The organism is Xanthomonas graminis pv. graminis (assembly GCF_030168915.1).
In the GTDB taxonomy this organism is placed as follows: domain Bacteria; phylum Pseudomonadota; class Gammaproteobacteria; order Xanthomonadales; family Xanthomonadaceae; genus Xanthomonas_A; species Xanthomonas_A translucens.
The window spans coordinates 582,404-597,494 of the sequence record NZ_CP076255.1; the positions used below are offsets into that span (position 1 = coordinate 582,404).

Below are 15,091 nucleotides of genomic sequence, written 5' to 3' on the forward strand. Positions count from 1 at the left end.
AGGGACGGCGGCGCGTCAATCCGCGCCGCCGTGGCGGGGCCGGGGCCGGTAAGCGGCTCAACCAGCGTCGCTGGACTGCGCCGACTTGGCCGAGGCGACCGTCTTCTTCTTCTTCGCCGGGGCGTCGCTCTTGGCCGGGGCGGCGTCGGCGTAGATCAGCTTCTCCACGCGCTGGATGCGCGCCAGTGCGGGCGAGGTCTGTGAACGGAACGCGGCCAGCTCGGTGCCGGCCAGCGGTGTCGGCGGCGGCATCGTCACCGACGCCGGATTGCGCTGCACGCCATCCACGCGGAACTCGTAGTGCAGGTGCGGGCCGGTGGCCATGCCGGTCATGCCGACGAAGCCGATCACCGTGCCCTGATTGATGCGCTGGCCGGGCTTGATCCCGCCGAAGCGCGACATGTGCCCGTACAGCGTGCTGTAGCCCTTGCCGTGGTCCAGGATCACCACGTTGCCGTAGCCGTGCTGGGTGCCGACGAACTGCACCCGCGCATCGCCGGCGGCCATGATCGGCGTGCCCGACGGCGCCGCGTAGTCGATACCCTTGTGCATGCGCATGGTGCCCAGCACCGGATGCTTGCGCTCGCCGAAGGTCGAACTGATCCGGCTGTAGGACACCGGCATGCGGATGAAGCTCTTCTTCAGCGGCCGCCCGCTCACGTCGAAGTACTCGGCCGGCTTGCCGTCGCGCTCGAAGCGGAAGCCGCTGTAGGTCTTGCCGCGGGTGGTGAAGGTCGCCGCCAGGATCTTGCTGGTGTCGATCCGTTCGCCTTCGCGCCAGGTCTCGTCCATCACCACGCTGAAGCGGTCGCCCGGCTGCAGATCCTTATCGAAGTCGATGTCGTACTTGAAGATCTCGTCGGTCATCGTCGCGATCGCCGCCGGCGACAACCCTGCCTTGCGCGCGGCCACATACAGCGAGCTGGTGATTTCGCCGCTGATGACCGCGGTGCGGGTGCTGGTCTCGCGCTCGGTCACCTTCTCGCGGATATCGTCGCCGAGCAGCGACAGTTCCACGCGGTGGGTGGCGTCGCGGTCGAAGCGGATCCCGCGCAGGCTGCCGGCCACCGGCAGGTCGAAGCCGATCTCGGCGCCGGGGCGCAGCTTGGTCAGCGCCTCGCGGGTGCCGGGGTGATCCAGTACCTGGTGCATCACCGTGGCCGGGATGTCGAGCTGTTCGAACACCGCGCCCAGGGTCTGCCTGGGCTGGATCCGCACCACCTGCCAGCTGTCGCCGGCCACGCCCTGCTGCTGGGCCAGCGAGATCGGCGGCAACGGCAGCGCCAGGGTCGCGTGCGTGGTCTGCAGCGGCACGTCGATCGCATTGGAGAAGCCGGGCACGATCGTCGACACCAGCGCGCCGATGGTGGCGAACAGGCTGGCGTGGATCCAGTGGCGGCGCGTCCAGCGCCCGGCGGGCAAATGCTGCGTCAGCTGCCGATGCAGTGCGGTGTCGTGAAGCACATGGAGACGTTGCTGGAAGCGCTGCTTGCGCGCGCGTTCCTGTTCGGTTTCGCTGTTCTGCATCAAAGCTTCCTCATGAGCTCGAAGCGCGAGCTCAAAACTCGGCTACCATAAACATCGATCAACAGCGCGTCAAACCATTGAACCGGCTCAGGTTTTCGCTGGACGCGCGGTTAACTAGCACTTAACGCCATTCATGTTGCCTGGCGGCAACCCGTCGGAGTTCCGTTTTGTCCACGATTGAAGAGTCTCTTGCCCTGATCGGCCGCGGTGCCGACGAAATCCTCAAGCGCGAGGAACTGGAAGCGCGGTTGCGCACGGGCCGCCCGCTGCGGGTCAAGGCCGGTTTCGATCCGACCGCGCCCGACCTGCACATCGGCCATACCGTGTTGCTGAACAAAATGCGTCAATTCCAGCAGCTGGGCCACCAGGCGATTTTCCTGATCGGCGACTTCACCGGCATGATCGGCGACCCCACCGGCAAGAACGTCACCCGCAAGCCGCTGACCCGCGAGGACGTGCTCGCCAATGCGCGCACCTATGAGGAGCAGGTGTTCAAGGTGCTGGACCGCGAGCGCACCGAAGTGCGCTTCAACTCCGAGTGGTTCGGGCAGATGAGCGCGGCCGACATGATCCGCCTGGCCGGCCAGCACACGGTGGCGCGCATGCTCGAGCGCGACGACTTCGCCAAGCGCTATGCCGCGCAGCAATCCATCGCCATCCACGAATTCCTGTATCCGCTGGTGCAGGGCTACGATTCGGTGGCCTTGAAGGCCGATGTCGAACTGGGCGGCACCGACCAGAAATTCAACCTGCTGATGGGGCGTGGCCTGCAGGAGCATTACGGACAACCGGCGCAGATCGTGCTGACCATGCCGCTGCTGGAGGGCCTGGACGGGGGCAACAAGATGTCCAAGTCGCTGGGCAACTACATCGGCATCAGCGAGCCGGCGATCGACATCGTCACCAAGACCATGAAGATCGGCGACGAGCTGATGTGGCGCTGGATCGAGCTGCTGTCCTTCGACATAAGCCTGAACGAGGCGCAGGAACTGAAGCGGCAGGTGCAGGCCGGCGCATTGCACCCGCGCGACGTGAAGCTGCGCCTGGCGCGCGAGCTGACCACGCGCTTCCACGACGCCGCGGCGGCCGAGCAGGCCATCGTCGGCTGGCATGCGGTGGTAACCGGGCAGGGCGACACCAGCGCATTGCCGCTGCAGGACGTGGCGGTGCCGGCGGAAGGCCTGCGCATCGCCGCGCTGCTGACCGCCGCCGGGCTGACCGCCAGCAACTCCGAAGCCAGCCGCAAGCTCAAGGAGCGCGCGGTACGCGTGGAAGGCGAAGTGGTGGAAGACCCGCAGCACAGCTTCGTGCCCGGATTCGAAGGCGTGTTGCAGGTCGGCAAGCGCACCTTCGCGCGCGTGCGCCTGGTCCTGGCCTGAACAGGATGGCGGCCAACGACCGCCATCGCCGACGCTGACAGCTTTTTGGCAGTAGAGCCTGGGCTGCGAACTGCGTGCTTATTAGTGATACGCCTCGCATTAACACGTAACTACGACGGCGCAGTGAAAAAATCTTTCACACCCCCTTCCAAAGCGGCGGGTTTGCAGCCATACTTTCCCTCCCCCAACGCAACGCCTTGCGGCAACGCAACAGCAACGCGGCGGGGTCGTCAAAAATCTCTTCGAAGAGGTATTGACGGCAACAAAAAAGCCGCTATGATGGGCGGCTCGGTTCAGCGAAAAGCCTTCAGGGTTTGAGTTGAGCCGGCGTCAAACCCTCCGAAACGAGGTGTTGACGGCAAGAAAAAGTCCGCTATAATGGGCGGCTCGCTACGGCGGAAACGTCGCCGTGAAACGGGAAAGGCGCTGAGGCCGGCCCCGAAGTTCTTTGACAGTGTGCGCAGGTAACTTGTGAGGGCGCCTGCAGGTGGAAGTATGTCCATCTTGCAGACGTTCGAATCAAGAGCAACAAATCAATTGCTAAGCAAGCGATACGTAAGCTTGGTTTGAACTCTGCATATCAAAGTATTGGCCTTCGGGTCTGTAATTTTAAGTGAAGAGTTTGATCCTGGCTCAGAGTGAACGCTGGCGGCAGGCCTAACACATGCAAGTCGAACGGCAGCACAGTGGTAGCAATACCATGGGTGGCGAGTGGCGGACGGGTGAGGAATACATCGGAATCTACCTTTTCGTGGGGGATAACGTAGGGAAACTTACGCTAATACCGCATACGACCTTAGGGTGAAAGCGGAGGACCTTCGGGCTTCGCGCGGATAGATGAGCCGATGTCGGATTAGCTAGTTGGCGGGGTAAAGGCCCACCAAGGCGACGATCCGTAGCTGGTCTGAGAGGATGATCAGCCACACTGGAACTGAGACACGGTCCAGACTCCTACGGGAGGCAGCAGTGGGGAATATTGGACAATGGGCGCAAGCCTGATCCAGCCATGCCGCGTGGGTGAAGAAGGCCTTCGGGTTGTAAAGCCCTTTTGTTGGGAAAGAAAAGCAGTCGGTTAATACCCGATTGTTCTGACGGTACCCAAAGAATAAGCACCGGCTAACTTCGTGCCAGCAGCCGCGGTAATACGAAGGGTGCAAGCGTTACTCGGAATTACTGGGCGTAAAGCGTGCGTAGGTGGTTGTTTAAGTCCGTTGTGAAAGCCCTGGGCTCAACCTGGGAATTGCAGTGGATACTGGGCAACTAGAGTGTGGTAGAGGATGGCGGAATTCCCGGTGTAGCAGTGAAATGCGTAGAGATCGGGAGGAACATCTGTGGCGAAGGCGGCCATCTGGACCAACACTGACACTGAGGCACGAAAGCGTGGGGAGCAAACAGGATTAGATACCCTGGTAGTCCACGCCCTAAACGATGCGAACTGGATGTTGGGTGCAACTTGGCACGCAGTATCGAAGCTAACGCGTTAAGTTCGCCGCCTGGGGAGTACGGTCGCAAGACTGAAACTCAAAGGAATTGACGGGGGCCCGCACAAGCGGTGGAGTATGTGGTTTAATTCGATGCAACGCGAAGAACCTTACCTGGTCTTGACATCCACGGAACTTTCCAGAGATGGATTGGTGCCTTCGGGAACCGTGAGACAGGTGCTGCATGGCTGTCGTCAGCTCGTGTCGTGAGATGTTGGGTTAAGTCCCGCAACGAGCGCAACCCTTGTCCTTAGTTGCCAGCACGTCATGGTGGGAACTCTAAGGAGACCGCCGGTGACAAACCGGAGGAAGGTGGGGATGACGTCAAGTCATCATGGCCCTTACGACCAGGGCTACACACGTACTACAATGGTGAGGACAGAGGGCTGCAAGCTCGCGAGAGTAAGCCAATCCCAGAAACCTCATCTCAGTCCGGATTGGAGTCTGCAACTCGACTCCATGAAGTCGGAATCGCTAGTAATCGCAGATCAGCATTGCTGCGGTGAATACGTTCCCGGGCCTTGTACACACCGCCCGTCACACCATGGGAGTTTGTTGCACCAGAAGCAGGTAGCTTAACCTTCGGGAGGGCGCTTGCCACGGTGTGGCCGATGACTGGGGTGAAGTCGTAACAAGGTAGCCGTATCGGAAGGTGCGGCTGGATCACCTCCTTTTGAGCATGACAGCTACGCCTACAGGCGTCCTCACAAGTAACCTGCATTCAGAGAGTTCCGCCATAGGGCGGAGCACCCCGATTTCGGGGCCATAGCTCAGCTGGGAGAGCACCTGCTTTGCAAGCAGGGGGTCGTCGGTTCGATCCCGACTGGCTCCACCAGATTTGCAGATCCCTCTGCAAACGCCCGCGCATCCGTGTGCGGACGGTCTCAGGGACCTGCAAGAGCCAAGACTTTGGGTCTGTAGCTCAGGTGGTTAGAGCGCACCCCTGATAAGGGTGAGGTCGGTGGTTCGAGTCCTCCCAGACCCACCACTCTGAATGTAAGAAGCACACTAAGAATTTAAGATGCGCCAGCACTGAGGCTGGGGTATGTTCTTTTAAAATTTGTGACGTAGCGAGCGTTTGAGATCAAACTATCTTGACGTGTCGTTGTGGCTAAGGCGGGGACCTCGAGTCCCTAGAAATTGAGTCGTTATAGTTCGCGTCCGGGCGTTGTACCCCCGGACTCAGCATGACCTCGAGGCAACTTGAGGTTATATGGTCAAGCGAATAAGCGCACACGGTGGATGCCTTGGCGGTCAGAGGCGATGAAGGACGTGGCAGCCTGCGAAAAGTGTCGGGGAGCTGGCAACAAGCTTTGATCCGGCAATATCCGAATGGGGAAACCCACTGCTTCGGCAGTATCCTGCAGTGAATACATAGCTGCTGGAAGCGAACCCGGTGAACTGAAATATCTAAGTAACCGGAGGAAAAGAAATCAACCGAGATTCCCTAAGTAGTGACGAGCGAACGGGGACTAGCCCTTAAGCTGGTATGGTTCTAGAAAAACAACCTGGAAAGGTTGGCCATAGAAGGTGATAGCCCTGTATTTAAAAGGGCCATTCCAGTGAAGACGAGTAGGGCGGGGCACGTGAAACCCTGTCTGAACATGGGGGGACCATCCTCCAAGGCTAAATACTCCTGACCGACCGATAGTGAACCAGTACCGTGAGGGAAAGGCGAAAAGAACCCCGGAGAGGGGAGTGAAATAGATCCTGAAACCGTGTGCGTACAAGCAGTAGGAGCTCGCAAGAGTGACTGCGTACCTTTTGTATAATGGGTCAGCGACTTACTGTTCGTGGCAAGCTTAACCGTATAGGGGAGGCGAAGGGAAACCGAGTCTGATAAGGGCGCATAGTCGCGGGCAGTAGACCCGAAACCGGGTGATCTAGTCATGCCCAGGGTGAAGGTCAGGTAACACTGACTGGAGGCCCGAACCCACTCCCGTTGCAAAGGTAGGGGATGAGGTGTGATTAGGAGTGAAAAGCTAATCGAACCCGGAGATAGCTGGTTCTCCTCGAAAGCTATTTAGGTAGCGCCTCGGACGAATACTACTGGGGGTAGAGCACTGTTATGGCTAGGGGGTCATCGCGACTTACCAAACCATTGCAAACTCCGAATACCAGTACGTACTATCCGGGAGACACACGGCGGGTGCTAACGTCCGTCGTGAAAAGGGAAACAACCCAGACCCACAGCTAAGGTCCCAAATTCACTGCTAAGTGGAAAACGATGTGGAAAGGCACAGACAGCCAGGAGGTTGGCTTAGAAGCAGCCACCCTTTAAAGAAAGCGTAATAGCTCACTGGTCGAGTCGGTCTGCGCGGAAGATTTAACGGGGCTAAGCAGTGAACCGAAGCTTGGGGTGCATCGCGATAAGCGATGCGCGGTAGAGGAGCGTTCCGTAAGCCGTTGAAGGTGGATTGAGAAGTCTGCTGGAGGTATCGGAAGTGCGAATGCTGACATGAGTAACGATAATGCGGGTGAAAAACCCGCACGCCGAAAGCCCAAGGTTTCCTTGCGCAACGTTAATCGGCGCAGGGTGAGTCGGCCCCTAAGGCGAGGGCGAAAGCCGTAGTCGATGGGAAGCAGGTTAATATTCCTGCACCTCGCGTAAGTGCGATGGAGGGACGGAGAAGGTTAGGTGTACCGGGCGTTGGTTGTCCCGGGGAAAGGCGGTAGGTTTGGATCTTTGGCAAATCCGGGATCCTTTAAGACCGAGCACCGAGACGAGTCTTTTAGACGAAGTCACTGATACCACGCTTCCAGGAAAAGCTCCTAAGCTTCAGCTTACGCAGACCGTACCGTAAACCGACACAGGTGGGTAGGATGAGAATTCTCAGGCGCTTGAGAGAACTCGGGTGAAGGAACTAGGCAACATGGCACCGTAACTTCGGGAGAAGGTGCACCCTTTTTGGTGGCTCATGCGAGCTATAGCTGAAGAGGGTCGCAGAAACCAGGCCGCTGCGACTGTTTATCAAAAACACAGCACTCTGCAAACACGAAAGTGGACGTATAGGGTGTGACGCCTGCCCGGTGCTGGAAGGTTAATTGATGGGGTCAGCCGCAAGGTGAAGCTCTTGATCGAAGCCCCAGTAAACGGCGGCCGTAACTATAACGGTCCTAAGGTAGCGAAATTCCTTGTCGGGTAAGTTCCGACCTGCACGAATGGCGTAACGACAGCGGCGCTGTCTCCACCCGAGACTCAGTGAAATTGAAATCGCTGTGAAGATGCAGCGTTCCCGTGGCAAGACGGAAAGACCCCGTGAACCTTTACTATAGCTTTACACTGAACGTTGAGTTCGTCTGTGTAGGATAGGTGGGAGGCTATGAAACCATGGCGCTAGCTGTGGTGGAGCCAACCTTGAAATACCACCCTGTCGTGCTTGACGTTCTAACCTAGGTCCGTTATCCGGATCGGGGACCGTGTATGGTGGGTAGTTTGACTGGGGCGGTCTCCTCCTAAAGAGTAACGGAGGAGCACGAAGGTACGCTCAGCGCGGTCGGACATCGCGCACTGTGTGCAAAGGCATAAGCGTGCTTGACTGCAAGATCGACGGATCAAGCAGGTACGAAAGTAGGTCTTAGTGATCCGGTGGTTCTGTATGGAAGGGCCATCGCTCAACGGATAAAAGGTACTCCGGGGATAACAGGCTGATACCGCCCAAGAGTTCATATCGACGGCGGTGTTTGGCACCTCGATGTCGGCTCATCACATCCTGGGGCTGTAGTCGGTCCCAAGGGTATGGCTGTTCGCCATTTAAAGTGGTACGCGAGCTGGGTTCAGAACGTCGTGAGACAGTTCGGTCCCTATCTGCCATGGGCGTTGGAAGTTTGAGAGGGGCTGCTCCTAGTACGAGAGGACCGGAGTGGACGAACCTCTGGTGTTCCGGTTGTCACGCCAGTGGCATTGCCGGGTAGCTATGTTCGGAAGCGATAACCGCTGAAAGCATCTAAGCGGGAAGCGCGCCTCAAGATGAGACTTCCCGGGGCACAAGCCCCCTTAAGGAACCATGTAGACTACGTGGTTGATAGGTCAGGTGTGTAAGTGCAGCAATGCATTGAGCTAACTGATACTAATGATCCGTGCGGCTTGACCATATAACCTCAAGGTGCTTCCAAGCATCCCTTAGCACGACACACGTCGATAGCTCTACAAACGCTCGCTACGTCACACCCTATGAGAGGCTGGCGCCAGTTGCCGTCTTCCACACAAGCCGCACATCCGTGCCTTGTCCGAAGACACAACCAGGCGACACTCCAACCGTCTCCCTGGTGAAATTAGCGCTGTGGAACCACCCGATCCCATCCCGAACTCGGAAGTGAAACGCAGCTGCGCCGATGGTAGTGTGGCTCAAGCCATGCGAGAGTAGGTCATCGCCAGGGGCTTTACCCCTAATCCCCGTCCCACAAGGACGGGGATTTTTTATTGCGCGATCCAAAAGCACCACCGCAACAGCCCTCACACCCAAACCCTGCGCCTCACTCGCGCTGCGCCCTCACCAACCGACCGCCCTCCGGGGCCGCCTACAGTTCCACGCCCTGGCCGCCCGCGTTCTGCGACGGCGCTTCCCACAAGCCCTCGTCCTCTTCCAGGTCATGCTCCTGCCCAGTAGCCCAGTAGCCCGATCCGTCAGCGACGCGTGCACTGGAGCTTCGCTCAGCTTGGACGGCGTGCCCTTCGTGTAGATACCCGCCGCGCGGCCCGATCCGTACATCGCCGCGCTTGCCGTCGCCGCTGGTGGCCTCGGTCTTCCATAGCCCGTCTTCGAACTTCAGCCTCTCCAGCTTGCTGTAGCCCTACTCGCCCAGCAGCGCCTTACCTGTGCCCGCGGCTTGCGCCGGCGCCGGCGATTGCGCGTAGGCGCTGCCGACGGCCAGCGCGAGCGCTGCCGCCAGCAGCGGCCGGGACCGGATCGTGTTGGGGTCGTTCATGGCGTTCTCCGTTTGCGCAGAGTGGCCATGCTCCCAATGCGGGGTTGTGCAAGGGAGTGAATACCCTCGCGTCAGCTTCAGCCTTTGCCGCAGGGCTCAGCGCCCGGCGTCCAGCAGCCAGCAACGCCAATCCAGCCGAACCTGTGCAACCGCGCTTCCCAATGCGGGCGTCGCGCCCGCCTGCATGGCTCGCTCCGTTCCACCGGCGATGCGCGCTTTTAATGCAGGTCGGCTTAGACTTTTCGTCTGCCATGCCAGCTTTGACATGCGTTGCCGACGACATCGGCGTCGCCCACGCTTCAGCCCCTTCTCCCGTCACCAGAGAACTTTCCCATGAGCCAAGCCAATGGATACGCCGCACTGGCGTCCGATCAGCCGCTGACCCGCTATGCGTTCGAGCGCCGCACGACGGGGCCGCACGACGTCAGCATCGAGATCCTCTATTGCGGCGTCTGCCATTCCGACCTGCATACCGCGCGCAACGAGTGGCACAACACCCAGTATCCGTCCGTACCAGGGCATGAAATCGTCGGGCGCGTCACTGCGGTCGGCGACCAGGTCGATGCCTTCAAGGTCGGCGATCTGGCCGGCGTCGGTTGCATGGTCGATAGCTGCCGGCATTGCGCCTCCTGCGCAGACGGCGAAGAGCAGTACTGCGAAAACGGCTTTGTCGGTACCTACAACGGTCCCATGTTCGGTGGCGAGAACACCTATGGCGGCTACTCCGACCATATCGTGGTCGACCAGCAGTACGTGCTGCGCATCAGCCACGCCGAAAAGGACCTTGCGGCGGTGGCGCCGTTGCTGTGCGCCGGCATCACCACCTATTCGCCGCTGAACCATTGGAAGGTCGGGCCGGGCAAGAAGGTCGGTATCGTCGGGCTCGGCGGCCTGGGCCACATGGGAGTGAAGATCGCGCACGCGATGGGCGCGCATGTGGTGCTGTTTACCACCTCGGCGGGCAAGAAGGACGATGCCTTGCGTCTGGGCGCCGACGAAGTGGTGGTGTCCAAACTGCCGCAGGAGATGGCCGCGCATGCCAACAGCTTCGACTTCATCCTCAATACGGTCGCCGCCTCGCACGACCTGGACGCGTTCCTGGCCCTGCTCAAGCGCGATGGCACGATGACGCTGGTCGGCGCACCGGCCGAACCGCATCCGTCGCCGACGGTGTTCAACCTGATCATGAAGCGCCGCCAGCTGGCCGGCTCGCTGATCGGCGGCATCCGCGAGACCCAGGAGATGCTCGATTTCTGCGCGAAGCACGGCATCGTGTCGGACATCGAGACGATCGAGATGACGCAGATCAATGAGGCCTACGAGCGCATGCTCAAGGGCGACGTGAAGTACCGGTTCGTCATCGACATGGCCAGCCTGGAGCACGCCAAGCAGGCTGCTTGATGCAGTGGCATGGCCGGCCGCGCAACAACGCGGCTGGCCTGTGCTCGCGATGCGCAATGTTCGACGAGACGCCTGGACGCGCGAGCGCCCAGGCGTTTTTTATGCGCGTCATGTGTCATGACCTTGCGTTGGAGCGCTTTGCGTTCCCGTGGTTACAGGCAACGAAAGCTGCATGGGCAACTCCGGGAGAGCCCAGGGCCATTCGTTGCAACAGGCCACATCGGGAATGCCCGTCGCGGCTGAAGCCGCTCCTACAAGGCCTGCTTGGTGCACTGTAGAGCGGCTTCAGCGGCGACAACGTCCGAAGCCGGAAGGCCCGCCGCTGCGCTCGTCGCGACTGAAGTCGCTCCTCCAGGGAAGCGGCAGCGTCGGGCATCAGCGGCGATGGTCGAAGCCGGCGGACGCGGTGAAACGACAACGGCGCCGTAGCGCCGTTGTCGCGACTGTCGCCAAGCGATGCGTCAGCCGATCATTTGCCCGGCGCGGCCGGCGCCGGTTTGGCACCGCCCATCATGCTGTCGCGCGCCGCCTTGAACGGGTTGTCCTGATACCAGTTCGGCCACGTGTCGCCTGCCGCCAGTCCCTTGCCGACGCCGTACACGGCCTGCAGGTCGTCCATCACCCCATCGAGCTTCCAGGTAGCCGGATCGTATTGGTCGGCGGGCGTGTGGTAGCGGTGCTTGCTGTAGTCCTCGGAGGCGCGCTTGCCGGCATCGAGGCCGCCATCGATCAGGTCTTCGCCGCCATCGATGTACAGCGCCGGCACGCCGGCCTTGGCGAAGTTGAAGTGATCGGAGCGGAAGTAGAAGCCGCTCTGCGGCGCCGACTCGGCATGCAGTACGCGGCCCTGTGCAGCGGCGATCGGCTTGAGCAGGTCCTCCAGTTCGGAACTGCCGAAGCCGTTGACCACCAAGTCCTTGGCGCGGCCGGCGACCGGCATCGCATCGAGGTTGATGACGCCGGCGATCTTGTTCAACGGGAAGGTCGGATGGGCGACGTAGTACTTGGAACCGAGCAGGCCCGACTCTTCCAACGTCACCGCCAGGAACACCACCGACCGCTCCGGCTTGGGCTGCTGGTGCACGAACGCATCGGCGAGCTCGAGGATGCCGGCGACGCCGGTCGCATTGTCCACTGCACCGTTGTAGATGTTGTCGCGGGATTCGCCCTCGTGCTTGCCGAGGTGATCCCAGTGCGCCATGTAAAGCACGGCCTCGTCGGCGCGGCTGCCGCCGGGCAGCACGCCGACCACGTTGCGCGATTTCTTCTCGGAAATCGTGCTCTTCAGGTCCACCGACAGCTTGGCCTTCAGCGGCACCGGCTTGAAGCCGCGCTTGCTGGCGTCCTTGTATGCCTGGTCCAGGTCCAGCCCGGCGTCGGCGAACAACTGTTTGGCGGCCTGCGCGGTGATCCAGCCCTGCGCGGCGATGCGCGGTTCCGGATCGTCCTTGGCCGGCAGGTCGTATTGCGCGCCGGACCAGGAGTTCCTGACCACGTCCCAGCCGTAGCTGGCGCCGGGGGTGTCGTGCACGATCAGTGCGGCGACCGCGCCCTTGCGCGCGGCTTCCTCGAACTTGTAGGTCCAGCGCCCGTAGTAGGTCATGCGCTTGCCTTCGAACAACGTGCCGTCCTCGGTATGGAAGCCCGGGTCGTTGACGAACATCACCACCGTCTTGCCCTTCCAGTCCTGGTCCGCGTAGTCGTTCCACTTCTGCTCCGGCGCGTCCACGCCGTAGCCGACGAATACCATGTCGCTGGCGTCGATCCTGACCTCGGTCTGGCCGGTGCGGGTGCCGATCACCATGTCGGTACCGAACTTCAATTCGCGTGGCTTGCCGTTCTGTTCCAGCTTCAGCGTGGTGTTCGGATTGGCCGTGGTCTCGGTCATCGCCACGTCCTGGAACCAGCTGTCGCCGTTGCCCGGCTGCAGGCCGATGCGCTGCATCTGGTCGCGGATGTAGGAAACCGTCTTCTCTTCGCCCGCAGTGCCGGGGCCGCGGCCTTCGAACGTGTCCGAGGACAGGGTCTTGACCAGCTCGCCGAAGTCGGCCGGGGTGATCTCGGGAGAAAAGCTGTGGGCCGTGGCGGCCACAGGAGCGGGCACGGACGGCGCGGCGTCGGCGGCCGGGGCCGGCGCTTCGCGCTTGCATGCGGTCAGCGCGGCGGCGGCAGCCAGGCACAGCACGAGCTTGCGGGACATGGGGGCTCCTGGGGGGTGAGGAATCCCGATTCTATAGGCAAGTCCCGCGCGCGCGCCGTCGGCCTTGCGGACGACGCGGCCGGATCAATTCTCCGGCGCGGTGTCGCCGTCGAACGGCTGCGCGGTGGCACCGCTGATCGGACCGGTCTTGGCGCTGCGGTGCACGTACAGGGTCACTTCGCGCTCGAAATGCAGCGGGCCATCGATCACCGCGCGCGGGCCGATGATGACGCGCGGCTTGCGCGCCGGCTTGAACGACATGCTGAAGCTCGGCTTCTTCATCTCGATGCCGCCGCCGAGGTGCGAGTCGTGGCCGACGGTGATGTCGCCATTGACCGTCTCTATGCCGCCCTGCAGCTGCGTGGCGACCAGGCCGATGCTGCCGTTGACGCTTTCCACGCTGCCGCCGATGCGGCTGCCGCGGTCGACGAAAATGCCGCCGTTGACCGTCTCGATGGAATCGGCGATCTGCACCTGCTGGCCCACGCGGATGCCGCCGTTGACCGTGGACAGCCCTCCGGACTGCGCGTTGTCGGCGATCTTGAGGCCACCGTTGACGGTTTCCACATTGCCGACACGGGCGCCGGATTCGACGCGGATGCCGCCGTTCACCGTTTCCAGGTCACCGTACTGCTTGCCGGCTTCGGCGGTGATGCTGCCGTTGACCTTGCTAATGCCTTCCGCCGCCAGGGCGGTGCCAGCGAGCAGGGCCAGCGCCAACGTCAACAGGACCGATAAATGCGTACGCTTCATCACCCACCTCCAGAATGCAGGCCAGTCGCGGCACCACGTGTGCGGCGATCACAACACGCTTCGCTACAATCCGCACCTGCCTGAAGTCATTGGACCAGCCCTTGCCCGCAACCGTCTCCGCTCCGTTGCGTCCCGCGTCGCCCAGCGCGGTGCGGCGGCGCCTGCCCGTCTGTGGGCGCGCGGCGACACGACTGCTGGCGGCGACGGCATTGCTGCTGATCGCGACGCTGGCGCTGGCGCAGAACCCGCGCGAGGCCGAGCGGCGCCTGGAGAAGGTGCGCGGCGAGCTCAAGAGCGTGGCCGAGGAGCGGCGCCAGCTGGAAGGCAAGCGCGGCGACGCGGCGCGGCAGTTGCGCGATGCCGACGAGAAGGTGGCCACGACCGGGCGCAGCCTGGCGCAGACCCAGCAGGCGCTGCGCCAGCACCAGCAGACCCTGGCCGAACTGGAGCGCAAGCGCGACACGCTGCGCAGCGGCCTGGTACGGCAGCGCGCTGAACTGGCGCAACTGCTGCGTGCCGCCTATGCGATCGGCAGCAATGCGCCATTGAAGCTGCTGCTGGCGCAGGATCGGGTGGCCGATGCCAATCGCCTGCTGGCCTATCACCGCTACCTGCAGCGCGAGCGCGCGCAGCGCATCGCCACGCTGACCCATGAGCTGCAGGCGTTGGAACAGGTGCAGCGCGAGGTGGCGGCCAAGCGGCAACAGCTCAGCGCAGCGCAGCGCCAGCAGCAGGATCAGGCGGCGGCGCTGCAGCGCGACCGCACGCAGCGCGCCAGCCTGGTGTCCGAACTGGACGAGCGTTACCAGGATCGCAGCGAGCGCGAGAAGGCGCTGGGCCAGGATGCCAAGGCGCTGGAAACGCTGCTGGCCAATCTGCGCGCGGCGGCGGCGCGGGCCGAGGCCGAGCGCCGCGCCGCCGCCAAACGCGCCGCCGCTGAGCAGGCCGCGCAGGCCAAGGCCGCGGCGAAGCATCCGTCGCGCGGCGGCAGCAAGGTGCCGCCGAAGGTGGTGGCGTCGGCGCCGGCGCTGAAGGTCGGTGGCCTGGGCTGGCCGCTGTCCGGCGATTTGATCGCGCGCTATGGCGGCAAGCTGCCGGACGGGCGCACCAGCAACGGCGTGCTGATCGCCGCGCCGGCCGGCAGCACGATCACCGCCGTGGCCGACGGCACGGTGGTGTTCTCCGACTGGATGACCGGTTACGGCATGATCCTGATCGTGGACCACGGCAACGGCTACATGAGCCTGTACGCCCACAACGATGCGTTGCTGCGCGATCCCGGCGACCGGGTCAAGCGCGGCGATGCGGTGGCCAAGGTCGGCAATTCCGGCGGGCAAGGGCGCCCGGCGCTGTATTTCGAGTTGCGCCGCAACGGTCAGCCGGTGGATCCGTCGTCGTGGCTGCAGCGCCGCTGAGCGCGG

General features: G+C 62.1%; 7 protein-coding genes, 2 tRNA genes and 3 rRNA genes. 8 read left to right on the forward strand and 4 right to left on the reverse strand.

The window, feature by feature from the left end; translation table 11 throughout:
• Window positions 1–57: 57 nt before the first annotated feature.
• Window positions 58–1,527, reverse strand: coding sequence for a M23 family metallopeptidase (locus KHF85_RS02490; protein WP_284568398.1), 1,470 nt, complete (start codon window positions 1,525–1,527; stop codon window positions 58–60).
• Window positions 1,528–1,694: 167 nt separating this feature from the next.
• Here KHF85_RS02490 and tyrS point away from each other — a divergent pair, with 167 nt between their 5' ends.
• The 6 genes from tyrS to rrf all read left to right on the forward strand — a co-directional run bounded on the left by tyrS (window position 1,695) and on the right by rrf (window position 8,767).
• Window positions 1,695–2,906: a tyrosine--tRNA ligase gene (gene tyrS / locus KHF85_RS02495; RefSeq protein ID WP_284568399.1), complete on the forward strand. Its 1,212-nt coding sequence runs from the start codon at window positions 1,695–1,697 to the stop codon at window positions 2,904–2,906.
• A 610-nt stretch (window positions 2,907–3,516) separates the two neighbouring features.
• Window positions 3,517–5,061: ribosomal RNA gene (locus KHF85_RS02500) — 16S ribosomal RNA — on the forward strand.
• 85 nt (window positions 5,062–5,146) lie between these two features.
• A tRNA-Ala gene (locus KHF85_RS02505) sits at window positions 5,147–5,222 on the forward strand.
• A 76-nt stretch (window positions 5,223–5,298) separates the two neighbouring features.
• Window positions 5,299–5,375 (forward strand) — tRNA-Ile (locus KHF85_RS02510).
• Between the two features lie 227 nt (window positions 5,376–5,602).
• A 23S ribosomal RNA gene (locus tag KHF85_RS02515) occupies window positions 5,603–8,482 on the forward strand.
• A gap of 170 nt (window positions 8,483–8,652) precedes the next feature.
• A 5S ribosomal RNA gene (gene rrf / locus KHF85_RS02520) occupies window positions 8,653–8,767 on the forward strand.
• Together the 16S, 23S and 5S rRNA genes with 2 tRNA genes alongside form the textbook arrangement of a ribosomal RNA operon.
• A gap of 414 nt (window positions 8,768–9,181) precedes the next feature.
• Here rrf and KHF85_RS02525 read toward each other — a convergent pair.
• The gene (locus KHF85_RS02525) at window positions 9,182–9,316 is read right to left on the reverse strand and encodes a hypothetical protein (RefSeq protein WP_284568139.1); all 135 of its coding nucleotides are present in this window, start codon (window positions 9,314–9,316) and stop codon (window positions 9,182–9,184) included.
• A gap of 333 nt (window positions 9,317–9,649) precedes the next feature.
• Here KHF85_RS02525 and KHF85_RS02530 point away from each other — a divergent pair, with 333 nt between their 5' ends.
• Window positions 9,650–10,717, forward strand: a complete 1,068-nt coding sequence (locus KHF85_RS02530) for an NAD(P)-dependent alcohol dehydrogenase (protein WP_284568400.1) — start codon at window positions 9,650–9,652, stop codon at window positions 10,715–10,717.
• Window positions 10,718–11,186: 469 nt separating this feature from the next.
• Here the strand turns inward: KHF85_RS02530 and KHF85_RS02535 are convergent, their stop codons facing one another.
• Both KHF85_RS02535 and KHF85_RS02540 read right to left on the reverse strand, forming a co-directional pair.
• The gene (locus KHF85_RS02535) at window positions 11,187–12,917 is read right to left on the reverse strand and encodes a M28 family metallopeptidase (RefSeq protein WP_284568401.1); all 1,731 of its coding nucleotides are present in this window, start codon (window positions 12,915–12,917) and stop codon (window positions 11,187–11,189) included.
• 84 nt (window positions 12,918–13,001) lie between these two features.
• The gene (locus tag KHF85_RS02540) at window positions 13,002–13,670 is read right to left on the reverse strand and encodes a DUF4097 family beta strand repeat-containing protein (protein ID WP_284568402.1); all 669 of its coding nucleotides are present in this window, start codon (window positions 13,668–13,670) and stop codon (window positions 13,002–13,004) included.
• A gap of 101 nt (window positions 13,671–13,771) precedes the next feature.
• Between KHF85_RS02540 and KHF85_RS02545 the strand changes: the two genes are divergently transcribed.
• Window positions 13,772–15,085 (forward strand): murein hydrolase activator EnvC family protein, encoded by a 1,314-nt coding sequence (locus KHF85_RS02545; RefSeq protein ID WP_409976645.1) that lies wholly within the window; start codon window positions 13,772–13,774, stop codon window positions 15,083–15,085.
• The last annotated feature ends 6 nt before the right edge of the window (window positions 15,086–15,091 follow it).

Excerpts from the sequence above, each read along its gene's own strand:
- KHF85_RS02490 (WP_284568398.1), bottom strand. The coding sequence starts at position 1,527 with ATGCAGAACAGCGAAACCGAACAGGAACGCGCGCGCAAGCAGCGCTTC.
- KHF85_RS02525 (WP_284568139.1), bottom strand. The coding sequence starts at position 9,316 with ATGAACGACCCCAACACGATCCGGTCCCGGCCGCTGCTGGCGGCAGCG.
- KHF85_RS02530 (WP_284568400.1), top strand. The coding sequence starts at position 9,650 with ATGAGCCAAGCCAATGGATACGCCGCACTGGCGTCCGATCAGCCGCTG.
- KHF85_RS02535 (WP_284568401.1), bottom strand. The coding sequence starts at position 12,917 with ATGTCCCGCAAGCTCGTGCTGTGCCTGGCTGCCGCCGCCGCGCTGACC.
- KHF85_RS02540 (WP_284568402.1), bottom strand. The coding sequence starts at position 13,670 with ATGAAGCGTACGCATTTATCGGTCCTGTTGACGTTGGCGCTGGCCCTG.